Annotated in this window: 25 protein-coding genes and 3 pseudogenes; 12 read left to right on the top strand and 16 right to left on the bottom strand. The window is 69.7% G+C overall.

Annotation, left to right across the window (positions count from 1 at the left end; all coding sequences use genetic code 11):
• The first annotated feature begins 77 nt into the window (after positions 1–77).
• On the top strand, positions 78–290 hold the full coding sequence (locus tag DKT68_RS09815) for a DUF1737 domain-containing protein (protein WP_109817111.1): 213 nt from the start codon (positions 78–80) through the stop codon (positions 288–290).
• Between the two features lie 225 nt (positions 291–515).
• On the opposite strand, the gene DKT68_RS09810 is transcribed toward DKT68_RS09815, so the two are convergent.
• The 4 genes and pseudogenes from DKT68_RS09810 to DKT68_RS09795 all read right to left on the bottom strand — a co-directional run bounded on the left by DKT68_RS09810 (position 516) and on the right by DKT68_RS09795 (position 4,134).
• Positions 516–1,907, bottom strand: a complete 1,392-nt coding sequence (locus DKT68_RS09810) for a DUF4241 domain-containing protein (RefSeq protein WP_161556638.1) — start codon at positions 1,905–1,907, stop codon at positions 516–518.
• 292 nt (positions 1,908–2,199) lie between these two features.
• Positions 2,200–2,682, bottom strand: a complete 483-nt coding sequence (locus DKT68_RS09805) for a GNAT family N-acetyltransferase (protein WP_109817109.1) — start codon at positions 2,680–2,682, stop codon at positions 2,200–2,202.
• A 103-nt stretch (positions 2,683–2,785) separates the two neighbouring features.
• Positions 2,786–3,430, bottom strand: a pseudogene (locus DKT68_RS09800) (alpha/beta hydrolase).
• Between the two features lie 263 nt (positions 3,431–3,693).
• Positions 3,694–4,134, bottom strand: a complete 441-nt coding sequence (locus DKT68_RS09795) for a hypothetical protein (protein WP_109817108.1) — start codon at positions 4,132–4,134, stop codon at positions 3,694–3,696.
• A gap of 373 nt (positions 4,135–4,507) precedes the next feature.
• On the opposite strand from DKT68_RS09795, the gene DKT68_RS09790 reads away from it, so the two are divergent.
• Complete coding sequence (locus DKT68_RS09790) at positions 4,508–5,005, top strand: YcxB family protein (protein WP_109817107.1); 498 nt, start codon at positions 4,508–4,510, stop codon at positions 5,003–5,005.
• Positions 5,006–5,040: 35 nt separating this feature from the next.
• On the opposite strand, the gene DKT68_RS09785 is transcribed toward DKT68_RS09790, so the two are convergent.
• Positions 5,041–6,342, bottom strand: a complete 1,302-nt coding sequence (locus DKT68_RS09785) for a vanadium-dependent haloperoxidase (protein ID WP_201748976.1) — start codon at positions 6,340–6,342, stop codon at positions 5,041–5,043.
• A gap of 569 nt (positions 6,343–6,911) precedes the next feature.
• Between DKT68_RS09785 and DKT68_RS09780 the strand changes: the two genes are divergently transcribed.
• Positions 6,912–8,435, top strand: coding sequence for a non-reducing end alpha-L-arabinofuranosidase family hydrolase (locus DKT68_RS09780; RefSeq protein WP_109817106.1), 1,524 nt, complete (start codon positions 6,912–6,914; stop codon positions 8,433–8,435).
• 273 nt (positions 8,436–8,708) lie between these two features.
• On the opposite strand, the gene DKT68_RS09770 is transcribed toward DKT68_RS09780, so the two are convergent.
• Both DKT68_RS09770 and DKT68_RS09765 read right to left on the bottom strand, forming a co-directional pair.
• The gene (locus DKT68_RS09770; RefSeq protein ID WP_236646807.1) at positions 8,709–9,860 is read right to left on the bottom strand and encodes a glycoside hydrolase domain-containing protein; all 1,152 of its coding nucleotides are present in this window, start codon (positions 9,858–9,860) and stop codon (positions 8,709–8,711) included.
• A gap of 288 nt (positions 9,861–10,148) precedes the next feature.
• Entirely contained in the window at positions 10,149–10,439 is a 291-nt protein-coding gene (locus DKT68_RS09765; protein ID WP_109817104.1) for a hypothetical protein, read from the bottom strand.
• Positions 10,440–10,797: 358 nt separating this feature from the next.
• Between DKT68_RS09765 and DKT68_RS09760 the strand changes: the two genes are divergently transcribed.
• The 7 genes from DKT68_RS09760 (at position 10,798) to DKT68_RS09730 (ending at position 17,025) form a co-directional block, all read left to right on the top strand.
• Positions 10,798–11,301, top strand: a complete 504-nt coding sequence (locus DKT68_RS09760; protein WP_109817103.1) for a hypothetical protein — start codon at positions 10,798–10,800, stop codon at positions 11,299–11,301.
• Between the two features lie 518 nt (positions 11,302–11,819).
• Positions 11,820–12,233 carry a DUF6069 family protein gene (locus tag DKT68_RS09755; protein WP_109817102.1) on the top strand — a complete coding sequence of 138 codons (414 nt, stop codon included), beginning with the start codon at positions 11,820–11,822 and terminating at the stop codon, positions 12,231–12,233.
• 38 nt (positions 12,234–12,271) lie between these two features.
• A complete protein-coding gene (locus DKT68_RS09750; protein WP_109817101.1) occupies positions 12,272–12,625 on the top strand; it encodes a YciI family protein in 354 nt (117 codons plus the stop codon).
• A 20-nt stretch (positions 12,626–12,645) separates the two neighbouring features.
• Complete coding sequence (locus tag DKT68_RS09745) at positions 12,646–13,845, top strand: RNA polymerase sigma factor (RefSeq protein WP_109817100.1); 1,200 nt, start codon at positions 12,646–12,648, stop codon at positions 13,843–13,845.
• Positions 13,842–14,420 carry a dihydrofolate reductase family protein gene (locus DKT68_RS09740; protein ID WP_109817099.1) on the top strand — a complete coding sequence of 193 codons (579 nt, stop codon included), beginning with the start codon at positions 13,842–13,844 and terminating at the stop codon, positions 14,418–14,420. The genes DKT68_RS09745 and DKT68_RS09740 overlap by 4 nt, the downstream gene beginning before the upstream one ends.
• 152 nt (positions 14,421–14,572) lie before the next feature.
• Positions 14,573–16,012, top strand: a complete 1,440-nt coding sequence (locus tag DKT68_RS09735) for an APC family permease (RefSeq protein WP_109817098.1) — start codon at positions 14,573–14,575, stop codon at positions 16,010–16,012.
• Positions 16,009–17,025 (top strand): acetamidase/formamidase family protein, encoded by a 1,017-nt coding sequence (locus DKT68_RS09730; protein WP_201748975.1) that lies wholly within the window; start codon positions 16,009–16,011, stop codon positions 17,023–17,025. The genes DKT68_RS09735 and DKT68_RS09730 overlap by 4 nt, the downstream gene beginning before the upstream one ends.
• A 135-nt stretch (positions 17,026–17,160) precedes the next feature.
• Here DKT68_RS09730 and DKT68_RS32635 read toward each other — a convergent pair.
• The 9 genes and pseudogenes from DKT68_RS32635 to DKT68_RS09690 form a co-directional block, all read right to left on the bottom strand.
• A pseudogene (locus DKT68_RS32635) lies at positions 17,161–17,547 on the bottom strand (AfsR/SARP family transcriptional regulator); the annotation flags it as partial.
• A gap of 421 nt (positions 17,548–17,968) precedes the next feature.
• A complete protein-coding gene (locus DKT68_RS09720) occupies positions 17,969–18,952 on the bottom strand; it encodes a zinc-dependent alcohol dehydrogenase family protein (RefSeq protein WP_109817097.1) in 984 nt (327 codons plus the stop codon).
• A gap of 107 nt (positions 18,953–19,059) precedes the next feature.
• A complete protein-coding gene (locus DKT68_RS09715) occupies positions 19,060–20,019 on the bottom strand; it encodes an NADP-dependent oxidoreductase (protein ID WP_109817096.1) in 960 nt (319 codons plus the stop codon).
• Between the two features lie 57 nt (positions 20,020–20,076).
• Positions 20,077–21,171, bottom strand: a complete 1,095-nt coding sequence (locus tag DKT68_RS09710; protein WP_109817095.1) for a Gfo/Idh/MocA family protein — start codon at positions 21,169–21,171, stop codon at positions 20,077–20,079.
• Between the two features lie 78 nt (positions 21,172–21,249).
• Complete coding sequence (locus tag DKT68_RS09705; protein ID WP_109817094.1) at positions 21,250–21,831, bottom strand: TetR/AcrR family transcriptional regulator; 582 nt, start codon at positions 21,829–21,831, stop codon at positions 21,250–21,252.
• Between the two features lie 95 nt (positions 21,832–21,926).
• Positions 21,927–22,358, bottom strand: a complete 432-nt coding sequence (locus DKT68_RS09700; protein WP_109817093.1) for an arsenate reductase ArsC — start codon at positions 22,356–22,358, stop codon at positions 21,927–21,929.
• Complete coding sequence (locus tag DKT68_RS31130; RefSeq protein WP_161556637.1) at positions 22,358–22,519, bottom strand: hypothetical protein; 162 nt, start codon at positions 22,517–22,519, stop codon at positions 22,358–22,360. Before DKT68_RS31130 ends, DKT68_RS09700 begins: the two co-directional genes overlap by 1 nt.
• Positions 22,516–23,262: an aquaporin gene (locus tag DKT68_RS09695; RefSeq protein WP_109817133.1), complete on the bottom strand. Its 747-nt coding sequence runs from the start codon at positions 23,260–23,262 to the stop codon at positions 22,516–22,518. Before DKT68_RS09695 ends, DKT68_RS31130 begins: the two co-directional genes overlap by 4 nt.
• Before the next feature lie 216 nt (positions 23,263–23,478).
• Positions 23,479–23,856 carry an ArsR/SmtB family transcription factor gene (locus tag DKT68_RS09690; RefSeq protein WP_109817092.1) on the bottom strand — a complete coding sequence of 126 codons (378 nt, stop codon included), beginning with the start codon at positions 23,854–23,856 and terminating at the stop codon, positions 23,479–23,481.
• A 105-nt stretch (positions 23,857–23,961) separates the two neighbouring features.
• Here DKT68_RS09690 and DKT68_RS09685 point away from each other — a divergent pair.
• Together DKT68_RS09685 and DKT68_RS09680 are read left to right on the top strand one after the other, a co-directional pair.
• Positions 23,962–24,087: pseudogene (locus tag DKT68_RS09685) on the top strand (transcriptional regulator); the annotation flags it as partial.
• Positions 24,087–24,584: a GNAT family N-acetyltransferase gene (locus tag DKT68_RS09680; RefSeq protein WP_109817091.1), complete on the top strand. Its 498-nt coding sequence runs from the start codon at positions 24,087–24,089 to the stop codon at positions 24,582–24,584. The pseudogene DKT68_RS09685 and the gene DKT68_RS09680, both read left to right, overlap by 1 nt.
• Positions 24,585–24,634: the final 50 nt, after the last annotated feature.

Below are 24,634 nucleotides of genomic sequence, written 5' to 3'. Positions count from 1 at the left end.
CGGCTGGCGGCGCCCGAGCACGACGGGCTGGTGGCCACGACTGTTGCTCAGGCACGACCGAGCGGCACAATGCGACGGTGTCAGATCATTCTGAGCCGCTCGGCTACCGCCTTGTCACCGGACCCGATGACGCTGACTTCTGCGCCCGCGTCAGCGGTCTCCTCAACCAGGGCTACCGGCTGCACGGCTCACCCGCGCTGGCCTTCAATGGGGAACGCGTCATCGCCGCCCAAGCGTTGGTCCTGCCAAACTTCGCCCGGCCCGAGCCGGCCGAGGGCAGCCCCAGGTAGGGCGGACGCTCATGGTCGCCGACCGAGCGTCACGGTACGTGACGGGGAACGGCAGCGCCCGACGCGCGGTCCTGCCCCGATGAGGAGATCGGGCCCGCACGATGACCGGCGGGGTACATGCCGAAGGCCGGTGTCAGGACCTCTTCGTCCGGTCGGATCAGCAGGGGCGGACGGGCACGATTCGGCCTGGACCTGCCAGCGGCTCCGCCAGGCCCCGGACACGCGTCAGCGACGGCCGACCTGCTCCTTCTTCCCCGCGATGCTGGCAGCAACGGCGGCCAGGAACCCGGCGGTTGCCTCGGGGTCTGTCGGCTTCGGCTCCGGCCGCCCGCCGCTGCCCGTCGGGGTGGGGGTGAGGAAGGCGGTGGTGTCGGGTGCGGTGGGCGGCAGGGACTTGACGTCGTGGAGGACGAGCATGTCGGCCACCAGACAGGTGACCTCGCCGGCGGCGGTGCGGCCGATCCAGACCGGGTAGGAGCCGTCGCCTCTCCCGCTCGGATAGGCGATCAGATTCGTGCCGGTGGCCGGGTCGCCGACCTCCGTCGCCGTGTCATCGTCAGGGGAGTCGCTCTGCTGCCGGTGCTCGTACGCCGCGGCCAGGGCATCCCGCCCTGACGCGTCCAGGAATGCGCCCATGCCGCTGTCCACTCCGAAGCCGTAGAACTCGTCGTCGCCGAGCAGCCGTGTGTCCTGCCCGGGACGGACCGCGAGCTCCCAGCTCGCGGTGGGCTTGTCGAGGATCCGCAGCACGGCGGCGGTCGTCTCGTTCCAGCCTTCGCTCTCCCACCGCATGCCGGCGATCAGCACAGGGTGGTCTCCCACCGGGACCATTGCCGTGTACGGCTCATCACGGCTGCTGAGGGTGCCGGGGTCGGCGGCGATCACCGCGCCGGTAGGCACGCGCAGCACCCCGGCGGATTGGGGCTCGGTAACGATCGCGACGCCGAACTCGGTGTCAGAGAACCGGCTGCCCGGGGTGAACAGCGCCTCCAGATAGCGGGGCCGCATGCCCGACGGAGCCCTCCACAGCGGCGTTGCGGCCTCCCGATGCCCCTCGTCTTCCTTGAGCCTGGCGGGTACGAGCGCCACGTCGCCGGCGCCCCCCGCACGACGTCCGAAACCGAGCATCCCGCCGTCCGCGTACGCCGTCCAGTCGCCGAACGCGGCCCTGCGCAGCGTGCGGTGCCGCTCCGGCATGTCGTGGCTCGTCTGGAAAAGGCCGCCATGGTCCAGCTGCACGTCCGCGGTGTCACCGTCCGGCCGCGTCGTGAGGGTGAAGTGCCAGCCCCGCTCGGGGAATTCCGGCTCGTCCGCAGACGCGTAGCGCCACTGTTCGTACTGGCGCAGATCGAGCAGGCCCGGCTCGAGCTCCCGGTAGTCATAGGCACGGTCGCGGCGGCCGTGCTCGTCGAACAGGAACAGGCCCAGGTAGTGTCGCCCCCAGTCAATCTGCAGCAGCCCCCTCGGTCGGGCGTTGGCGGTGAGCAGCACCGCGTAGGGCTCGCCGGCCGAATCGCGCTTGCGCGCCCCGTCCACACCCATCACCCCGACGGGCTTCCGGCTCCCCGGATCCCACCCCGCGCAGTAGGTGACCTCGACCGCGCTCTCCTCGGCCACGCCCTGCTCCGCTCTCTCGACCGGTGCCGAACCGATCCGGACGGTAGCCGCCACGGAGAGTCCGCCCACCAGCGCCAGGCAGGTCAGGAACACCAGACCGGAGCGCCGCAAGCCGAAAGGCCCGCCGGCCGAACCGAGCCTCCGCAGAACTCCCCATGAACCACCACGGTCTGGATCTCCAGCCCGGTCGGTCGCCCGAGCGTCACCGGCGTCATGCTGGGTCGACATTCCGTCATGATCCCATGGGTCTCCAGCCCACCATTCGGCTCCCGCCGCCGCTGCGTTGTCCCTGTCAGCGCAGCGCTTTCTCCATGAGCTGTTCCCTGGTCACACCGTCGGACAACAGGCTCCCGAGCTCTCCGGTGACGACGAAACCGTTGCGTCGATAGAGGGCGATGGCGGCTTCGTTGCCCGGGATCACCGCGAGCTTCAACGTCCTAGCGTCCGACCGTAGGGCCCAGGTCTCGACGGCCGCTATCAGCTGGTCCCCAACACCGCGCCCCCGAGCCTTGGGACCAACCCACACGGACCTCAGCTCGCTGATGCCGTTGTCACCGGGAACGCCAGCAGCCATGCCAACGGCTTGGTCGTCGAGCAACGCAACGATGTTGTAGCTGCCCGGCATCTCCAGGCGCGAACGCCACCGCTCCTCACCACCGCTGTGCCATTCGGCGAGCCGAGACTTGAAGGCGTGTGGTGCCTCGGCGAGCGCCGCGAGGCGGACCTCCCGCCACAACGGCCAGTCGTCGATCGTGACAGTACGCAGATTCAGCACATCAAGGATTCTCCTGCACGGTCACCGGAACCCATATGGCGCTGGCCACCTCTGCGCCGAGACGCTGAGCGTCCGTTGCTGGGGGAGGGGCGTGCGAACGCCGTCAGCCCAGCAGGTACGTGGTCAGCTGGTCGGCCAGTTGCTTCGGGTGGCTGAGTGCCACTGAGTGGCCTCCGTCGATCTCGTCCGGGGCGGCGCCGAGCCGGTCGGCGGCCACCCGGCGCTGGAAGTCCGCCGGGAAGAACCGGTCGTCGCGGGCGATGAGGACCTTCGTCGGCACGTCCGGCCAGGCGTCCAGAGGCCACGGCTCGTTCTACTCCGCGCTGACCTGCTCCCGGCTGTGCGCCGCTGCCTCCGCGACGATCGCTGCCGGCACACCGTTGTAGAACTGCTGCTCCTCACTGAGCCCTTCCGCGCCGCGGTAACCGGTGTTGCCCCACCAGTCCGCGGGTCTCTCACCGGGCTCCGGGACCATCGGAGTGAGCAGGACGATCAGCCGAACAGGCAGCCTGTCGGCGATCAGCAGCGCGGTGAACGCACCATACGAATGTCCGACGACCACAAGGTCGCTCCGGTCGCCGACCCCCGTGACGACCGTTTCGCGGAACTCGACGAACCCCGCCGATCTGTCCTCGATCGGCAATTCCGGCACCACCACGTCGTGGTCGCGGCTGGCCAGCTCAGGGACCAGAAGATGCCAGTCCCAGGCGCTGCTCCCGCCGCCGTGGATCAGAACGAAAGTCGCCATGACCCGAAGCCTCACAGCTGGGTACGACAGCGAGCCACTCAACCCGGTTCGCCACGCAGGCCAGCCACCGAAAACCTCACTCGGCGAGACGGCGGGCCCCGCCGTCAACGCTGTCCCCGCATCGCCCCGACCTGCCGCCGAGAACGCGCGAACCGCTCGCTGCCGTCACAACACTGTGAGCGGCGGGCGTGCAGCGGCGCTGGTGGTGGCTCGGGTCCGGGCTGCCCTGGGTCGGCGGCGGCCCGCCGGCCCAGGGCCACCGGTCAGCGGCGGCCGGTGGCCAGGGCGACGAGGTACTGTCCGCCGCCTGCCTCGACGCTCGCGGTCACCGGCAGTCCGGGCACCAGCCGGGAGAACCGGTCGACCAGCCAGTCCGCCGCCTCCTGGGCGTCCTTCCTGCTCGGGCAGCGGGCGACCAGCTCACGGCCACCCTTGCGTTCGAGTCGCTCGGCGACGGTGATCAGCGGCGCGGGCTCCACCACGTGCAGACGGTCCGGCCAGGCGATGACCACCTTGACCGCGCCCTTGCGGGTGTTGCAGGCACGGTGGGCGAGTCGCTCGGCGACCTTGGCCTTCTTGTCGGCGGTACGGCTGTCGACGCTGGGACCACGCGGGTCGTTCACCGACATGTCGGCGTCGACCGGCTCGTCGCACACCCAGCATCGCCAACTGTCACGCCTCGCGACGTCATCGAGGAGACTCATCCGAGCAAACTAGCCTGTCAGGCCCCGGCCAAAGACAGCCCGGGCCGCGGCGAGCGCCGCCAGTCCGTAAAGGGGTACGAGGGATCCGCCCGTGTGTCATTCCGCAGGAAGCCCGCGCCGCCGGCCCGCATCTGGGCGTGCTGGCCGTCGGCGCAGCCGTCACTGGCACCAGCGCGACAGACGCCCGTCCGGACACCCGCTCCAGGGCCTCGCACGAGCAGCGCGGCAAGACCACAGGCATCCGGTCAGGCCGAATGCCACAGCCCTGGACTGCGCGACCGTCACCGCCCTGCCATGGCTACAAGACCTAAACGCTTGCCCTATCGGCGCCCGGCACACCTGGCCGAGACGGTACGGGCACTATCGTTCTGGCGTGCACATCCGTTTTGACGTCCCAGCCGATCCTGCCTACCCCGGCCGCGTGGCGGCTGCGCTCGGCAGTGTTCGGCTGCGCCGGTACGGCTATGTCGGGGCGGTGCTGGCGGCGGTCGGGGCGATTGGTCTGGCCGTGTCGCGGGGGTTCGCGTGGGGCGAGCAGGTTTCGCCGCTGTGGATGGCGATGGTCGTGGGTGGCCTGCTGTCGATGCTGTATTGGCCGTGGGTGCGTCTGCGCGCCCGGCGCCGCTCCGGTCGCTACGCAGTCGAGGGCGGCTACGACATCACCGATGACAACATCATGATGCGCAGCGGCTCGGAGTCCGGTGGCATCGCCTGGGACGGGGTCGACCAGGTACGCGATACCCGTGAGTTCTGGATCGTGTACGTCGGCCGGATGCCGGCGACGGTGATCCCACGCTGGTTGATGTCCGCCGAGGATGCCGAGACGTTGCGTGCCTTCATGGCCAAACGTGGGTTGCTCAAACGTCGGTGAACGCGGTGCCACGCGCTCACAGGACGGCCGGGAGGCTACCTCAGGGGGCGGAAGTAGTGCCGGACCGCGTAGCGGTAGACCTCCTCGCCGAGTTTCGCCCCCTCGACGTCAGCAGCGCGGAAGTGGACGCCGCCCCAGACGCGCGCGCCGATGAGCTCGTCGAGCGCTTGCGAAAAGCTGGTGAATTGCCTCGTCGTGCCGGAGTCGACGCTGGATCCGCTGAACGCGATGTCGTCTCGGCCGAAGAAGTGTTGGTACAGCGACATCCGCGCACCGGTGCCGCAGGCGTGGCCGGAGGGGTACTCGGGGAAGGGCGGCGTGACGAGCAACGACTGCCAGCCTGGGTCGGCGGTCGTCCTCGGGTTGCCGTCCGTGTCGGCCCGTTGGATCGCCGTGACCGGACGCCAGTAGCTCCAGAAGTCCTTCTGGCTGAAGCACGCCACTCCCGAGTCGGCCACGATGAGGTCGGTCATCGCGAAGAAGCGCGCGGTCTGCAGGGCGTCCAGCTGTTGGGTGGTGGCGAGCTGGCGTTTGATCTCCCAGGAGGCGGAACGCCGGTCGTGCCACCAGATCGCGGCCTCCGTCTGGTCCCGGGTACGCACGGTGCTCGTCGCCGAGCCGACCTCCTTCACCTCGTTGAGATCGCGGGTGTAGGTGTTGCCGGTCAATCGTGGCGGCTCGGGCGTGCGGAACATCGACGCACGGGGGATGAGAAACGGCCGCATGTGTCCGGTCCATGCGCCCTGGGACAGGAACAGCGGCGGCGTGGGTCGCCACTGTCCGGGCCGTGTCCCGTTCCTCCACTGCTGGTCCCCGAACGCGCCGTCGTCCTGCCGTGCGGCGACCATCGCGGCCGCGGCTCGTGCCCCGATCGTCTTGCCGCCCTGCTTCGACCGCCCGTCCGGAATCGCGGCGAGAGCCGCGTCGTACTGTGCCCGAAGCCGCTCCTGCTGACCGGGGAAGAGGGCGGCGAGTACGTCGTGGGCGGCGGCGGCGACGGCAGCGTCCGCCGACTCGGTCCCGCTCGACGGCGGTGCGGCGAGGTACGGCTGGTACGGGGTGCCGGCGATCGCGTTCAGCGCGTCGTAGACGGCTCCGCTCACCATCGCGAAGCTGCGCACCTGCTCGTTCGGTTGCTGAGCCGCGACGTCCCAGATCGCCGTCTGGGCGTTGAGGTCCCAGGTGACCACCGGATTGGCGGGGCTGGTGCCGGAGGTCGCGGCTGCGGCGAGGGGCGCCGGCCCGGTCATCGTGGACGCGACCAGCGAACCGAGCGCGATGGCTGCCGGAATGGTGCGTGACCAGATGGCACGGCGTGTGTGGTCGCGGCTCGTCATGATCTCCCCCGTCGGTAGGTTGTCGATGCTGGCTGTCGAAGGCACGCGGCGTACGAGGCGAAGTCGATGACGATCGAACATAGCATCGTCAGGATTCGATGGGTGGCGCCAGCGGCCGTACTCCGGGCTGCGTCGTTTCGACCTCGGCCACGATGGCCGGCTGGAGCCGGACGTAGGCAGTGGTTGTCACTCGTCAGTCGCGCGCTCCACGCTGTTGGCAATGGGCGGGCCGGGGGATGGTTGTGCTCGTGGCAGCCCGCCCTGCGGCACCTGGTGCGGTTGCCTGGGCGTGAGTTGTCGTTCGCTAAGAACGACGATCATCGATTGTTGGCCCGGGGCGTGACGACTTGACGAACGGCATGTTATCGCTCACAGTCGATGGCTAAGGACGACGACACCTGCGGCTTACCGGGCAAGCCTGCTTCGTCGACCTGGAATCAGGCGTGCGCTGGGGCATGCAGACGTCTTGTTAGCGCTGACAACTGTCCGACGCCTGCGCCCAGCCGCGCCCTCGCGGTGCTCCCGTCTTCGGGTAGACCGTTCGGCTCTTGGTCATGTGGAGGAGGATCATGTCTGCCTTGGGTAGGTCTCCAACAATCGCGCCGCCGCCGTCGCGGCGTCGTGGGTGGTTGCTCCGGGTCGTCGCCGCTGGCGTGATGACGGTGGTGGTCGGGGGTGCCGCCGCGGCGGTGGTGTCGACGCCCGCCGCCGCGGCGACGGTCGACACGAGCGCGTGGTACGTGCTGGTGAATCGGAACAGTGGCAAGGCGTTGGACGTGTACAACCTGGCGACCAACGACGGTGCGCGGATCACGCAGTGGGCGCGCAACAACGGCAACCAGCAGCAGTGGCAGTTCGTGGATTCGGATGGTGGCTACTACCGGTTGAAGTCGCGGCTGTCGGGCAAGGTGCTGGACGTCCACAACTTCTCGACGGCCAACGGCGCGAGCATCGTGCAGTGGAGCGACGGCAACGGGACCAACCAGCAGTTCCGATTGGCCGACTCCGACGGTGGCTACGTCCGCTTGATCAACCGGAACAGCAGCAAGGTGGTGGAGGTGCAGGGCGCGTCGACCGCCGACGGCGGGAACATCGTTCAGTACGACGACTGGAACGGCAGCAACCAGCAGTGGCAACTCGTCCGCGTCGACGGCGGCGGTGACCCCACGACGCCGCCGCCGGGCACGTGCGCTCTGCCGTCGACGTACCGCTGGACATCGACGGGCTCCCTGGCGAACCCGAAGTCGGGGTGGGTCTCGCTGAAGGACTTCACCTACGCCCCCTACAACGGCAGGCACATCGTCTACGCGACGACGCACGACACCGGGACGAGGTGGGGTTCGATGAACTTCGGCCTCTTCACGAACTGGTCCGACATGGCCTCAGCCAGCCAGAACACCATGTCTTTCTCCACCGTTGCGCCCTCGCTGTTCTACTTCGCCCCGAGGAACATCTGGGTGCTCGCCTATCAGTGGGGTGGCACCGCCTTCTCCTACCGGACGTCGAGCGACCCCACCAATGCGAACGGCTGGTCGTCGGAGCAGGTGCTCTTCTCCGGAAGCATCTCCGGCTCCGGCACGGGACCCATCGACCAGGCGCTCATCGGTGACAGCACGAACATGTACCTCTTCTTCGCCGGGGACAACGGCAAGATCTACCGGGCCAGCATGCCCATCGGGAATTTCCCGGGCAGTTTCGGCTCAACGTCGACGGTGATCATGAGTGACACGACGAACAATCTGTTCGAAGCCGTTCAGGTCTACAAGCTCCAGGGCCAGAGCCGCTACCTCATGCTCGTCGAGGCGATCGGCGCGCAGGGTCGCTACTTCCGCTCGTTCACGGCCACCAGCCTGGGCGGCTCGTGGACGCCGCAGGCCGCGACCGAGAGCAATCCCTTCGCCGGCAAGGCCAACAGTGGCGCCACCTGGACCAACGACATCAGCCACGGCGAACTGATCCGCGGCAACGCCGACCAGACCATGACCGTGGATCCCTGCAACCTGCAGTTGCTCTACCAGGGACGTTCGCCCAACTCCGGCGGGGACTACGGCCTCCTGCCGTACCGGCCGGGTCTGCTCACACTCCAGCGTTGATGCGAGGCCCCCGGGCGTCGCGGGCAGCGACGTCGCGGAACCGGTAGACGGTGCGGGGCGGGCTCGGTGCACGACCGAGTCCGCCCCCCCGGGCTGGTTCGACAGCGCCGGCCGCATCAAAGGATGGCAGGAGGCGCTGGTGTCGGCGGGCGTGGAGCTGCCGCCTTTGACACAGGCGGACTGGTCCGCCGCAGCCGGGTACCTTGCAGGAATCCCCTCCTGATGGGAGCAGCCGCCCTGAACGGCGCGTCCCGTGCCCGCCAGCGAGCGACTTCAGACCCGGGTGATCCGCACCGCGTCGGCGACCACGATTCCGGTGCCGGCGGTCCAGCGGCTCACGCCGACCTTGTTGCCGGTGCCCGCGGCGAGGGTGAACACGCCGATGGAGACCCACCGACCGCCGTTGATCCGCTGGTTGACGGCCACGGACCTGTTCCCGGTGGTGGTCGCCACGAGATAGGGCGTCTGGTTGTTGTAGCCGGCGTCGGCCGGGTACCAGACCGAGATCTCGTAGCTTCCGGTCGCCGGGATGGTCGACCGGTACCAGGCGACGTCGCTGGAGGACAACGGGTTGGCGAAGCGGTAGTCGGTGCCGAACCGTTGGCCGGAGTAGGTCGACGTGCCCCAGGCGATGCTCGCGGTGAACCCGTCCGCGGTGCTGTTGTCGATGGTTGCGGTCCACTGCTGCGGTGGGGTCTGGGCGACTGCCACGTCGAGGTAGTTGCGGTCGATGTTCATCGTCACGCCGCCCCACGTCTCGGTGACGTCGCCGGCGTACTGGTGCAGGCGCTGGTGGTTCGCGTAGTAGGCATCGGCGCAGTAACTTCCGGCGTCCGTGTCGGCCACCCCGTTCCACCAGGCGATCCAGATCTGGTCGAGCCGCGTGTAGGCCGGGTTGCCGTACGCGTCGCAGACATCCTTGATGCCGGACGAGCCGCTGGAGTACATGCCGGCGAGGTAACCGCGTGCGTGCAACTGCTCGACCCAGCCGGACAGGAACGACAGCACGGCGGCTCGGCACGACGTGTTCGACGGGTACTGCTCGATGTCGTTGTAGATGGTGCTCGCACTGCCGATGCCCAGTGCCTGGGCGGCATTCGCGGCGCTGTTCGCCGCGGAGACGCCCTGTGACCGGGCGGTGGTGGGATCGGCGGACATCTTCGGTGTGCGGGTACCGCACGGCGCCTGGTATCCCAGTTCGATGGGGATCAGCCGCCATCCGTTGCTCGTCTGGTTGGCCACCCAGGTCGCGGTGAGGTTGGGCTGGGCACAGGAGCGGCTGGCCCCGCTGATGTAGATGCCGATCGCGCCGTAGGGCGAGCTGGCCCGCCACGCGTCCATCGCAGCCTGTGACGGGGCGGTGCAGGTGTCGAATCCCCGGCCGGTGAAGGTGCCGGGTTGCGGCCCGGCGGCCGACAGCGTCACAGAGGCCGATGCCTGCGGGGGCGTCGCGGCCACAGCAATCGGGGCCGCCGGTGCCACGAGCCCAGCGGCAACGGTGAGACCCACCAGCCAACCGGCAATGCTTCTCATCGTGGCCTCCCTCCGAAGAAAATCTAGCTCGAAACCCGTGCGCACGAAGGATTTCTACCACGAATCGATGAGTAGCAATAGGGGTCGCCTCGGGCGCAGGAAATCAGACCCAGTGCACCGGGCCAGGACCGTGAGCTGTCGGACGCCGCGCGATCGCCGAGGTGGGGCGGCAAGCAACCGTCACTCCTGCTGCCAGCCCGCCTTTCCCAGGAGCCCTAGGACGGTCTGCGTCAGCGCGAGGAACATCCAGAGGAACGCCCAGTACTGCATGGGGATCGAGTACAAGCGGTGCTCGTTGTGGTAGATCATCCGGTCTTCGGTGCGGTTGATCCGGCGCCCGACGAACCACGTCGCGATGCCGGCCACGAAGAAGCCGCAGGGTACGCCGGGATAGCCGCCGATCTGGTAACCCGCGGCGACTGTGGCGGCGGGAAAGACGATCGCCAGGATGCCAACGCCCGACCACCACATGTCGTCTCCCAGCGCGATCGACGGCAGAACGATCTCACCCTATCCGGCCCACCGGCCAGCGATTCCATCCGAGTATGCGGATCGGACAATCGCTGAGGCGCCATCACCTCGGCTCGGAAGGGCCGGCTCGTGGTCGACTGCGGCGGGCAGGATTCGCCGCTGTGGATCGCGATGGTGGTGGGCGGCCTGTTGTCGATGCCGCCCAGGTACGGGATACCCGTGAGTTCTGGATTGTGTACGTCGGCCGGATGCCGGCGACGGTGATCCCAGGCCACCTGGCCAGGTCGGGTTAGCCCGACGTCGGATACGAGGGTTAGCACCATGGTGCGCTGGGGTATCGGCCCATACCGTCAAGGCCGTGATACCTGTCGAACAACCACGCGGTCAGGGCTCGCTCCACCACGATCACGCGAGCGAGGATGCCGCGGCGCAGGTACCGGCCCGATCGTCGGCCCCGCGCCTCAGGGGCCTCCTCGTCGGGTACGTGGTGGTTCTTGTGCTGCTGCTCATCCACGGAATCGGTCTGACCATCGCGACCCTGGTCATCGACGCGAACCCGTCCCTGGTGGGGATGACGGACCTCGGGCCTGAGAGCCACATCGTCTTTTACGTGGTGACGAACAGCTTCCTCGCCGTCTACATCCTCGTTCTGTTGTGGCTGATCTGCACCAGGCGTCGGGCCGCGATCGTCCACAACTACCTGTATTGCGCGATCTCGATCGGCTGTCTCGTGGCCTGGAACGTCCTGGGAATGAAGTCACCGGTCGGCACGGTCATCGACTCCGTGCCGAGCATCGTGGGCATTGTCTACTTCGCGAACTCGACGCGAGTGAAGCGGACGTTGACACGTTCCCTTCTCTGATCGGGCCCGGCTCGGCCGATGTTCCCTCCCCGGTCGTGTTCAACCCGTGCCGACGCCTGGCCGGTTTCTGGTGTGGTGCCGCGAGGGCCTCCCACCGACGAGCGGGCACGCGCCGAGCGCCCGCTCGCGGCGACGATGCGATGGCCAGTGACGTCGATCCGCACTGATCTGCCGCCACAGGGTGCACGCCAGGTGCACGAAGCGCATCGCGTCGCATACTCGGGATCCAAGGCGGCCTGTGCTGGGACTGGCGATGAACGCGTACATGATCGTGCGGCAAGGCGACGCGGCCACGCGGAGGAGGTGGAGGTCGGGGTCGCGCCGCGCGCTCATTGAAGCTGGGAGCGTCACCGGCGTATCGTCGCGGTTCGTCCGCTATGCCTGGAGACTGCCTCCATGTACCCGGCTCGAATATCTTCGAAAAGATGTGGGCGTGCCTGTCGATTGGGGCTGGTCCTTTTCGTAGCCCTGGTGAGAGCCCGGCACAGAGACGGGCCGTACACCCACTGGAGGGCACGATGACCACCACTGTGAACGCGACCCACGCCACCACTTCGACCTTCGGTGCGCTGACCCGGGCCGGTGTCATCGCGACGGTTGCCGCGAGCGGCGCCACCATGGCTGTCGCCGCCGCCGGCCACGCGGCGGGGATCAGCCTCGACATGGGCGGCGCCCCGATTCCGGTGACGGGGTTCGGCGTGCTGACCGCTGCCTTCTCGCTGATCGGCGTGGTCATCGCCGCGCTGCTGTCCCGTTTCGCCCGGCGTCCGCGGCGCGCGTTCGTCCGCACGACGGTGGTGCTGACCGTCCTGTCGCTGGTGCCCGACGTGATCGCCGACGCCGGGGTGGCCACCAAGGCTCTGCTGATGCTCACCCACCTGGTCGCGGCCGCGATCGTGATCCCCGCCGTCGCGCGCCGCCTGGCCGCCTGACCTGTCGCCATCCCACATCGAGCTACCGGAGGACCGTCATGAAGCAGTACCTGCTTTCCGTGCATTTCGTCGAGGGCGCACCGGCGCCGTCTGACGAGGAGATGCAGACCATGTTCAGGGAGACCGATCGGATCGGCGAAGAGATGCAGGCCGCGGGTGTCTGGGTCTTCGCCGGAGGGCTCCTGTCGCCGGACAGCGCCACCGTCGTCCGGATCGAGAACGGCACCACCACCATGAGTGATGGGCCGTTCGCCGAGACGAAGGAGCACATCGCCGGATTCTGGGTCATCAAGTGCGCGGACCTGGACCAGGCGCTGGCCTGGGCCGAGAAGTGCGCGGCGGCCTGCGGCCCGGTCGAGGTGCGCCCCTTCGACGACCTGTCCCAGGCCTGAACAGGAGCCGGGCACCCGACATGGACCTGGCGAGCATCTACCGCGCGGAGTACGGCCGCTGCGTCGCCACCCTGGCCCGCCTTCTCGGTGACATCAACCTCGCCGAGGAGGCGGTCCAGGACGCGTTCACCACGGCGCTGCAGAAGTGGCAGACCCCGCCGCCGAACCCGGGCGCCTGGATCGTGACCACCGCACGCAACCGGGCCGTCGACCGGCTCCGCCGGGAGTCGACCCGCGAGGCCCGGCACGCCCAAGCCCTGCTGCTGCACCAACCGGACGAGCCCCAGGAGGTGGGACCGGTGAAAGACGACCAGCTGCGACTCATCTTCACCTGCTGCCACCCGGCGCTCGCTCCCGACGCGCGGACCGCCCTCACGCTCCGCCTGCTCGGCGGCCTCGACGTACCGGAGATCGCCCGGGCCTACCTCATCCAGGAGGCGACCGTCGCCCAGCGAATCGTGCGCGCCAAGAAGAAGATTCGCGACGCCGGCATCCCTTACCGGGTACCAGCCGAACACGAGCTGCCGGACCGGCTGCCGCCCGTGCTCACCGTGCTCTACCTGATGTTCAACGAGGGCTACACGTCCACCGCCGGACCGCTGATCAGAACGGACCTGTGCACCGAGGCGATCCGGCTCGCCCGCGAGCTCGCCGCGTTGATGCCCGACGAGCCCGAGGTCCTCGGCCTGCTCGCCCTGCTGCTGCTGACCGAGGCGCGCCGACCGGCCCGGCTCGACCCGGCCGGCGAACTGGTGCTGCTGGCCGACCAGGACCGGTCGTTGTGGAACCGGACACTCATCGCCGAGGGTCACGACCTGGTCCGCCGTTGTCTGCGGCGTAACCGGCCCGGCCCGTACCAGATCCAGGCCGCGATCAGCGCGGTGCACACCGACGGCGCCGCCACCGACTGGCCGCAGGTCCTGGCGCTCTACGACCAGCTCCTCGCGCTCGCGCCGACCCCGATCGTCGCGCTCAACCGTGCGGTCGCCGTCGCCGAGGTGCACGGACCGGCGGTAGCCCTCGCCGCGTTGGAGGACGTCGATCTCCCGGGCTACCACCGGCTGCCCGCCACCCGGGCCGAACTGCTGGCCCGGCTCGGACGCGACGCAGACGCCCGAGCCGCCTACGACCAGGCCATGGCACTGGCCACCAACGAGACCGAGCGGGCCCACCTGCGGACTCGTCGTACCGAACTCACACGTGAATGGAGAGCACCATGACCGCCACCTACACCTTCGACGTCTTTTCCAGCCTCGATGGCTTCGGCACCACCAGCGGCAACTGGGGCGGCTACTGGGGTAAGCAAGGCCCCGAATTGCTTGCGCACCGCCTCGCCGTGTACAGCGAGGAACAGCGCATGGTCTTCGGGGCCGGCACGTACCGGGTGTTCGCGCGGATGCTGGCAGCGAGCACCGAGGAGTCCGAGGTTCGTGACGCCTGGGTCACCCGGATGAGGAACCTCCCGGCGACGGTGGTGTCGCGCACGCTGGACGGACCCCTCGACTGGCCGGACGCGACCGTCGCGAGCGGTGACGCAGTCGAGGTCGTCGCCCGGCTCAAGAAGGAGTCCGAGGTGCCCTTGCGATCGCACGGCAGCCTGTCGTTGAATCGCGCGCTGATGGCCGCCGGTCTCGTCGACTTCGTCCAGGTGACGCTCTTCCCGGTGATCACCGGTCAGACCGGGACAGAGCCGATCTTCCAGGGGGCGGCCGACTTCGACCTGGAGCTGCTGGAGAGCCGGACACTCGACGGCCGCTCCCAGGAGCTCATCTACCGGCCCACCCTGCATGTCTGAGTCGTCCGTGCACCCCAGGCTCGACGCCAGACAGTCAAGCCCGACCATTTCCGGCTCGTGACGTCGCGATTCCTTCGATCCAGGCACATGGATCTAGCTGTCCGTCGATAGCTGGGCTAACGTTCGGCCTTATCAGACCAAGGAGGCGTGCCGTGACTCAACCTCCCGACCCGTCCGCGACAGGCGCCCAGGTCGAGCAGTTCGGCTACCGACAGGAACTGAGCCGGACCCTCAGCTTCACCGACCTGCTCATCTACGGACTGATCTTCATGGTGCCGATCGCCCCCTTCGGCATCTTCGGGAGCGTGTACGCCGGCTCCGGCGGCATGGTCGCGCTGGCCTACATCATCGGCATGGTGGCGATGATGTTCACCGCCCTGTCGTACGCGCAGATGGTCCGCGCGTTCCCCATGGCCGGCTCTGTCTACAGCTACACCGGTCGCGGCATCGCACCGCCCGTCGGCTTCCTCGCCGGCTGGGTGATCCTGCTCGACTACGTCCTCGTGCCCGGTCTGCTCTACCTGGTGGCCAGCGTGGCCATGCACTCCCTCGTGCCCAGCGTGCCGGTGTGGGCGTGGCTGGCGGCCTTCGTCGTGCTCAACACCGTCGTCAACTACTTCGGCATCAAGATGACCGCCCGGGTCAACCGGGTGATGCTCGCCGCTGAGTTGGTCATCCTGGTGATCTTCCTGGTCGTCGGCGTGACCGCGCTGGCGCAGGGCAAGGGCGCCGACTTCTCGCTCGGGCCGCTGTTCAACGCGGACACCTTCTCCTGGCCGCTGGTCTTCGGCGCGGTGTCGATCGCCGTGCTCTCCTTCCTCGGCTTCGACGGGATCTCCATGCTGGCCGAGGAGAGCCGCGAGGAGGCCCGGCAGATCGGCCGAGCGATGATCGCGGCGCTGCTGCTGGCCGGTGCCCTGTTCGTCGTGCAGACGTGGGTCGCGGCCCTGCTGGTGCCGGACGCGGCCGGCCTGCTCGCCAACGGCGACGCCGAGGGAACCGCGTTCTACGACGCGGCGCGCGCGGCCGGCGGGGGTTGGCTGGCCGGGCTGACCGCCCTGGCCACCGCGATCGCCTGGGGCTTCGCCAACTCCCTGGTCGCCCAGGCCGCGACCTCCCGCCTGCTGTACGCGATGGCCCGCGACCGGCAGATGCCGCGCTTCCTCGCCCGGATCAGCCCGAAACACAAGGTGCCGACCAACGCCACCCTGCTGGTCGCCGCCATCTCCCTGGCGCTCGGCCTCTACATGGCCAGTCGGGACGACGGCATCTCTCTGCTGTCCACACTGGTCAACTTCGGCGCCATGACGGCGTTCCTGGCGCTCCACGTCTCCGTCGTGACCCACTACGTCGTGCGCAACGGCAGCCGGGACTGGTTGCGGCATCTGGTGGTGCCGGTGATCGGGTTCCTGATCCTGCTCTACGTCGTGATCAACGCCAAGGTCGCCGCCCAGGTGCTCGGTTTCGTCTGGTTGGGCGTCGGGCTGCTGGTCCTGCTGACCTCCTACCTGACGGGCCGGCGTCCCGAGCTCCCCGCGCTCGTCGACGTCCCCCACGACAGCACCGACGAGCCGGTGAAGGAGCCGCAGTGAAGACCGACGTGGTGAGGTACCGGCCGGAGCCGGACGAGCTGTCCTACACCTTCGGCGGGCGCGAGGCGGTGCTCCGGGTGCGCCCGGGCACGATCCTCGAGCTGTACACCGAGGACTGCTTCGGCGGGCGGGTCCGGAGCACCGACGACCTGCCGTCGCAGGTCTGCCAGTTCCCTTACCTCAACCCGGTGACGGGGCCCATCCACATCGAGGGGGCCGAGCCCGGGGACACCCTCGCCGTGCACTTCGTCTCCATCGAGCCGGCCCGGGACTGGGCCGTGTCCACCACCTTTCCGCACTTCGGCGCCCTCACCGGCACCCACACCACGGCGACCCTGCACCCCCCGCTGGACGAGGTGGTCTGGCGGTACGACGTCGACGTCGCCGCCGGCACGGCGACGTACCGGGCACGCCGGGGCGACTACACCGTGGCGCTGCCGCTGGATCCGATGCATGGCACCGCGGGGGTGGCGCCGGGTGCCTTCGAGGCGCGGATGACGATCACCCCGGACGCGCACGGCGGCAACATGGACACCCCGGAGCTGCGGGCCGGAGTCACCGCGTATTTCGGCGTGAACGTGTCCGGAGCGCTCTTCGCCCTCGGCGACGGGCACTGCCGGCAGGGTCATGGCGAGGTCTGCGGCACCGGCATCGAGGCGGCCATGAACACCACGGTTGTGGTGGACGTCGTCAAGGGGGTCGGCACCCCGTGGCCGCGGCTGGAGTCGGACGACGCACTGATGTCCACCGGCTCTGCCCGTCCGCTGGAGGACGCCTACCGGATCAGCCAGCACGACCTGGTCACCTGGACCGCCGAGCTGGTCGGGCTGGACCAGCTCGACGCGTACCAACTGGTCAGCCAGGCCGGTGAGGCTCCGGTCGGCAACGTGTGCGACACGAACTACACGATGGTGGCGAAGGTGGACAAGCGCTACCTGGGTGGGGTCGGCGGGTACGACGGGGTCCACGCCCGGCTGCGTGAGACGGCCCGCCACTATCTGACCCACCGCTGACCGGGGCAGGAACGGCCGTCCGGCCGTGCGCGGGCCCACCATCGCGGACAGGTCCGCGGCGGTGTCGAGCCGGCCGACCATCGCCAACGGCTCGCAGGATGCGGCTGTGCAGGTGTTGGAGATCGGACCGGGCTCGACTCCCACCTCGTCGCGGAGTAGTCGGCGTAGCTGCCGGTACGTCGCCAGCGCGTCCGCGCGCCGTCCGGCCCGGGCCAGGGCCACCATCAGTTGCCCCCATGGGCGCTCCCGTAGCGGATCCCCCTCGATGTGTGTCCGCAGCGGCTCGATCAGCTCGTTGTGCCGTCCGTCGCGCAGACGGAGGTCCGCGACCTCCTCCAGCAGACTCGACCGCTGTTCCTGGAGCCGCGCCCGGACGGAGAGCAACACCCCCGATCCGGGAAGGCCCGCGAACGGCTCCCCGCGCCACAGCGCCAGCGCGGCCTCGAACGCCCGCAGAGCATCCGAGCAACGGCCCTGCCGCAGTGCGTGATGCCCGCGCTGGGTCAGGTCGTCGAAGGCCACGCCGTCCGTCGCCTGAGCGTCGAGGACGAGACGGTAGCCGGTGGCCCCGGCGAGGATGGCGGGGTCGGGGGAGCCCGGGGACCGCAACAACCGGCGTAAGGCCCAAACATAGGTCTTCACGTTGCCCGGCCGCCGTCTTCGGCGGGCGGCCCTGCCACAGCTCGTCGACGAGTTGGTCGATCGACCACCCGGTGCCCGGCTGGGACATCAGGATGGCCAGCAGGCGCACCTGCATCGGCGTGCCGAGGGCCAGCCGTTCCCCGGCGAGAGACCACACCTCGACCGGCCCGAGCAGTCGGTACCGCATCGCCGGCGGCCCCCCCGCAGGGTCCATCGCCCCATCGTACGGGCCTGACCCTCCTGCTTCATCGCCTGGACGGCTGGTGTCCTCTACCAGCGGGGCGTGCGCGAAGGTCCCTCATCACTCGACGTCGATCACCATTTTGCCGGCGCTGGCACCGCTCTCCACGGCGGCGTGGGCGTCGGCCACGGTGGCCAGGGTGAACCGCCGGGGATCGACGCGCGGCTTCAACGCTCCCTCGTCAACCAGGGCGGCGGCCTCGCGCAGAATCTCTCCATGGTGCTCACGGCCCTGACCGGTCAGCATCGGCAGCAGGGCGAAGACCCCGGAGTAGGTGGCACCACGGAACGACAGCGGCGCGAGGCTGTGGGTGCCCCAGCCCAGAACGCTGACGACGTGCCCGGTATAGGTGCGGACCGCAGTGAACGACAGGTCGAGGCTGGTGCCGCCGATGGTGTCCAGGACCACATCGAAGCCCTCGCCGCCGGTGTGCTCGGTGACATAGTCCTCGACCGCTGTGGTGGTGTAGTCGATTGGAGTCGCCCCGAGGCGAGCGATGGTCTCCAGGCTCCGGGTCGATCCCGTGGCGAAGACCTCAGCGCCCCGGGCGCGGGCGACCTGGATGGCGACCTGCCCGACGCCGCCGGCACCCCCGTGCACCAACACCTGTTGGCCCGCCGTGACCCGCGCCCGGTCCACCAGCGCTTCCCAGGCGGTGATGACGGCCAGCGGCAGAGCCGCCGCCTCGCGCAGGCTCAGCGACTCCGGTTTGCGGGCGAGCAACCGAGCGTCCACGGCCGCGTACTCGGCAAGCGACCCCTGAAGATCACCGACGCCACCGGTCAGTCCGTACACCTCGTCCCCGGAGTCGAAGCCAGTGACCCCCGGGCCGACCTCCACCACGACACCGGCCAGGTCCAGACCGAGCACGGCCGGCGGGTGATTCCGGGCGTGGGCCGCCTTTCCAGCTCGGATCTTGATGTCCAGCGGGTTGACACCGCTCGCTGCGACCCGGACCAGTACCTGTCCGGGACCCGGTACCGGCTCTTCGATCTCCGTTAGGACGAGCGGGGCGCCGAATTCCTCGAGCATGACCGCGCGCATGTTGCTACCTCGCCTTCCAGTTTCTGATGTAGTGCAACTGATGGATGTGTCCCGGCACCGCGACGCGATCCCGGTCAGGTTCCGTGGCGACCCGCTCGACAGCGAACTCACCACTCGATGACCAGTCGGCCCCGGACGCCGCCCGCCGCCAGGAGCCGATGGGCTCGCGCCGCGTGCTCGGGCGAAAAGGTGTCGGCGACCCGGAGGCTGAGCCGTCCTTCGTCGGCGAGCCGGCGGAGCAGGTCGAGTTTGTCGCGTCGCCCGTCGTAGTCGTGCACGTACGCGTGGACGAGGGTCACGCCGCGCGTCGCGGCCGTCCGCTCGAACGCCGGGTGGTCCGCCCCGCCGCGTACGTACGCCAGGGAGCCGCCGCGGCGAATGGCCGTGAGCAGCGGGGCGCCGATGATCGCGGTGTCGACGACCCCGTCGACGCCGTCGGCGGTGAGCGCGCGGAAGCGATCGGCGACCCCGGGTCCGCGGGCGACGGTGCGGTCGGCGCCCAGCGACGCGACGAGGTCGGCGTCCTGTGGGGCGGCGTCGGCCAGCACGCGGTGCCCGGCGGCCGTGGCCAGTTGTACGGCGAAGCCGCCGACCGCCCCGACCGCGCCGGTGACGGCGAGGGTGCTGCCCTCGGTCAGGCGTAGCTGGGCGAGGGCGTGCAGGGCGGTGAGCCCGTTCATCGGCAGCGTGGCCGCCTCGGCGTGACTCGCCCCGGCCGGCGCCGGGACGACCCACGACTCGGGGAGCACGACCCATTCGGCGTACCCGCCGCCGGCCGGGCGGGTGGGGTTGACCATGGCCATCACGCGGTTGCCGACGGCGAGGCGGGAATTGGTGCCGGGGCCGATCTCGTCGATGGTCCCGGCGACGTCCAGGCCGGGGATGACCGGTTCCGTTCCGCGTTGCCGGATGGGCGTGACGCCGGCCCGGATCAGGGTGTCGGCCGGGTTGACGGTTGCGGCGCGTACCCGGATCCGGACCTCGCCCGGTCCGGCGTGCGGGGTCGGCCGCTCGACGACCTCCAGCACCTCGGGTCCGCCGTGGCGCAGCAGCCCTATCGCTCTCACGTCATTGACTCCATCTGGCCGGGCGGCCGGCGCCCGAGAGCGCCGGCCGCGGGTCGGTCACTTCAGGGACTGGGCGACGCCGGTGGCCGAGGCGCGCTCGACGGCGTCGATGAGGCGGTGCCGGCTGAGGGCGTGCTCGAAGTCGGGCACGGTGTGGGTGCCGTCGGCCAGGTCGCGCGCCAGCTGCGCGTAGAGCCGCGCAACGCTTCCGGCCGGGGTCTGGGCCAGGCCGGTGGGGATCCCGTCCGAATAGGACGTGGGAACGTCGATGGTGGTGGCGGTGGTGTCCGCGCCGCGGCCACCGGCGAGGGCGAGCTGGGCGACTTGCATGTTGCCCCAGGCCGCGGTCAGAACGAGGTCGCCGTCGGTGCCGTTGATCTCCCATCGGAGGTTGTCGCCGCGTGACGCGCCGCCCCGATAGAAGACCGAGGCGGCCGCACCGGAGGTGAGCGTGCCGATCAGGGCGACCTGATCGGGCACCGTGACCGGGATCCTGCTGCCGTCCTCGGTGACGGTCGCCTCCTTGCGCCCCACCACGAGGTTGGCCGCGACCGTGTCGAACTCGCCGAGTACGAAGTGCAGCGGGTCGAGGGCGTGCAGCGTGGCGGAGGTGAGCGGGGTGGCGCCGTTGGCGTTGTCGAACCAGTAGGCCTGACTGTGGCTGGCCACCTCGCCGCCCCAGACCATGCCGGAGCCGACCAGGGTGGTGCCGAGCACCTCGCCGACGTACCCGTCGCGAACCAGGTCCGCGGCGTGCTCGACCTCGGGGGCGTAGCGTCCCTGGAGGCCGACCACGGTACGGACGCCGGCCTGGCGGGCCAGTTCGGCGAGGCGCTCCGCTTCGGCCAGGCCGTTGGCGAGCGGCCACTCGCTGTAGACCATCTTGCCCGCCTCGAGCGCCGCGGAGATCAGCTCGAAATGCTGGGCGACCTGCACCGCGACGACCACCACATCGACCCGGGGGTCGGCGAGAAGGCGGCGGTGGTCGTCGTATCCGGGCACCCCGTGCTTGGCCGCCGCAGCCTCCGCCGAGCTACGGCGGGACGTGCTGACCGCACGCAGTTCGAACGCCGGCGACGCCGCGATCACCGGGATGTGTGAGACCGACGCCCACGCGCCCGGCCCGATGATGCCTACGCCTGTCGGTGTCATTCCTCTTCCTCCGAAATTATCTTGAGCGTTCGTTACAGTATCTGGATACGACAAAGGGCCGCACCGGTCCGGGACCGGTCAGTCCAGGCAACTCAGCGCGACCTCGGCGGAACGCATCAGGGTGGCCCGGTCGGCGTTGATCCCGCCCATCACCCGCAGGCCCTGGAGGCTGGTCACCAGGAAGGTGGCAAGGTCGGTGGCACTGCGGTCGGCGGCGATCTGACCGCGGAGCTGTCCCTCGGCGAGCACGTCGAAGAGGGCGGACTCCAGCGATCGAGTCGTCGACCGGAGCCGCTCGGCAACCCGCAGGTCGTCGCGGGCCCGCTCGACGGTGGCGCCGACGATCAGACATGCCAGGCGTTTCCCGTCCCGCGCGATCTCATCCACCGCACCGACAAAAACCTCGCGGATCACCTCCCGGGCGTCGTTGCCCGAGCGCAGCATGTCGATCAGTGGCGCCGCGTACCGCTGCCGGTAGAGGTCGAGCGCGGCCAGGTACAGCCCTTCCTTGCTGCCGAAGGCGGCATAGATCGAGCCGCTGCCCAGGCCGGTCGCCTTGGTCAGGTCGCGGATCGAGGTCCCCTCGTAGCCATTGCGCCGGAAGGCCTCCATGGCGGCGGCCACCGTCGCGTCAAAGTCGAACTCCCGGGTACGGGCCATGCGCCCACCGTACGGGCTAACTGGAACGACCGCCAAAGAACTGTGCCGGCGCTCACCCTCGTCGCGCGCCGCAAGATCCACGCACTCTCCGAGCGTTATGCCCGGGTCGGGCCCGTGGTCGGATGACCCGGGATGAGTTCGGCGAGGAGCCTCTCCACCCGGGTGCGGATCTCGTCGCGAATGGGGCGGACGGACTCGACGCCCCTGCCGGCCGGGTCGTCGAGCTTCCAGTCCTCGTAGCGCTTCCCGGGGAAGACCGGACAGGCGTCGCCGCAGCCCATGGTCACGATGACGTCCGACGACTCGGCGGTCGCGTACTCGAGGAGCTTTGGCGTCTGGTCCGTGATGTCGATGCCGACCTCCCGCATGGCCTGCACCGCGGCGGGGTTGACTGTTTCGGCCGGGGCGGAGCCGGCGGAGCGGACCTCGACGGTGTCCCCGGCGAGGTGCCGCAGCCACCCGGCTGCCATCTGGGAGCGGCCGGCGTTGTGCACGCAGACGAACAGCACGCTGGGCTTGTCGGACATCAGGAGCCTCTCTTGCGGTACGGGTCGCGGGGCCGGTTGACCGGCGCCAGCTCAGGAATCGCTGGCAGGGTGCTGGCGGGGTCGCTGTCGCGGTCGAGCAGCTGGTAGCGGCCGGCGACCAGGCTCCGGTGCGCCCTGCCGCTCCGACGTCTGTTGCTCATGGACGATGGCCGAGCACCGGATCGCGCTCGCCCGTCGGGGCGACAACCTGGTCGGCGGCCGTCCCCGCGTCGGGGTGAAGGGCGGTCAGAAGACAGATACCGACGGCGAGGCCGACGAGCTGGGCGGCGACGAAGCCGGGTACGGAGGCGGGAGAGATCCCGGCGAAGGTGTCGGTGAACGCCCGCCCGATCGTGACGGCCGGGTTCGCGAACGAGGTGGACGAGGTGAACCAGTAGGCCGCGCCGATGTAGGCGCCCACGGCGGCGGGCGCGACCGGCGCGCGGCCGGAGCGGGCGAGGGCGAAGATCAGCAGGATCAGTCCGGTGGTGGCGACGACCTCGCCGAGCCACAGGTGTCCCGCCGCGCGGTCCTTGGCGGCGAAGTCGACGGCGGCCAGGTCGAACATGAGGTTGGCGAGGATCGACCCGCCGATCGCCCCGAGGGTCTGGGCTGCGACGTAACCGGCGAGGTCACGGCCGGTGAGGCCGGTGCCGGCGCTGCGGCCGAGGAACCAGTCCGCGACGGAGACGACCGGGTTGAGGTGCGCCCCGGAGACCGGCCCGAAGATCAGGATCAGGGCGCCGAGAGCGAACGCGGTGGCGACCGAGTTCTCCAGCAGCTGGAGGCCGACGTCGTCGGGGGAGAGGGTGGTGGCCATGATGCCGGAGCCGACCACGGCGGTGACCAGCAGCGCGGTGCCGGTGAACTCGGCCAGCAGGCGCCGCCGGAGTGCGATGGTCATCAGACTGTTCTCTCCCATTGCGGTGAGGGTGTGGGCCGGGTGCGGTGATCCACCGGTTCACGGCGACGTTCAGGTGGGTGGCGCGCTGGTGTCGGTCATGGCGATCTCCCCGGACTCATGGCGGGGTGATGACGGGTGCGACGCGGTCGACGCGGGCGGCGAGGTCGGCGAACGCGGCCCCGCGCTCTGCCCGAGGGCTGCGGCGCCGGCGGTGGCCTACGCGGCGGGGATCGGTTCGACCGAGAGCAGCGCGGCGAGCTGGCGCAGGATGGCCGGGCGGGCGCGGTAGTAGACCCACGTCCCGCGCCGCTCGGCGTCGACGAGACCGGCCTCGCGCAGCGTCTTGAGGTGATGCGAGATGGTCGGCCCGGTGAGGTCGAAGGCGGGAGTGAGGTCGCAGACGCACGCCTCCCCGCCCTCCGCCGAGGCGATCATCGACATCAGCTGCAGTCGCACCGGGTCGCCCAGGGCCTTGAACGCCGGAGCAAGCACTGCGGCGGTTTCGGCCGGCACCCGGCGCTGAGCCAGTGGTGGGCAGCATGGCGTGTCTGCGGTCAGATCCACGAGGGCGAGAGGCCGGCCTTGCTTCGACATTCCTCTAGGTTGACATCCTTCTAATCAGCGTGCAACTCTCTGCTTAGACAGGCGTCAAGACAGGCGTCCTGGGAAGGGGCCGTCATGTTCTCCAGAAGAGGCCTCGTCCTCGTCGAGCCGGTCGGCACTGCCCGCCACTACCGGATCAACGACGCCTGCGTCGACTGCTTCCCCTCCGCCGCGGACGTCGTCATGGGCCGACCCGCCCCCCACCCGAACGGAGCCTGCTGATGGCCGACATCACGGTGCGCCCCCTGCGGGACGACGACGCCGACCGGGTCCTGGCGATCTACCAGGCCGGACTCGACGCGGGCGACGCCAGCTTCGAGACGACGGCACCCACCTGGGCGGCGTTCGACGCGGCGAAGCTGCCCGCGCACCGCTTCGTGGCGGTCGACGGGAACAACACGGTGGTCGGCTGGATCGCTGTGGCGCCCACCTCGGGCCGCACGGTCTACGCCGGCGTGGTCGAGCACTCCGTCTATGTCGACCCCGCCGCGCAGGGCCGCGGCGTCGCCCGGCTGCTGCTGGACACGCTGATCGCCTCCACCGAAGCCGCCGGCATCTGGACCATCCAGTCCGGGGTCTTCCCCGAGAACGCCGCCAGCCTCACCGTGCACGAGCGGGCCGGCTTCCGTGTCATCGGCGTACGCGAGCGGGTTGGTCGCCACCACGGACGCTGGCGCGACGTCGTGCTGCTCGAGCGCCGCAGTCCCGTCGTCACCTGACCAACCCTGGCCCCTCGCGCGCGGGCCCCGTCCGCCGACTTGATTCGACA

The organism is Micromonospora acroterricola, assembly GCF_003172955.1.
Taxonomy (GTDB): domain Bacteria; phylum Actinomycetota; class Actinomycetes; order Mycobacteriales; family Micromonosporaceae; genus Micromonospora; species Micromonospora acroterricola.
This window is presented reverse-complemented; position numbering and strand designations above follow the sequence as displayed.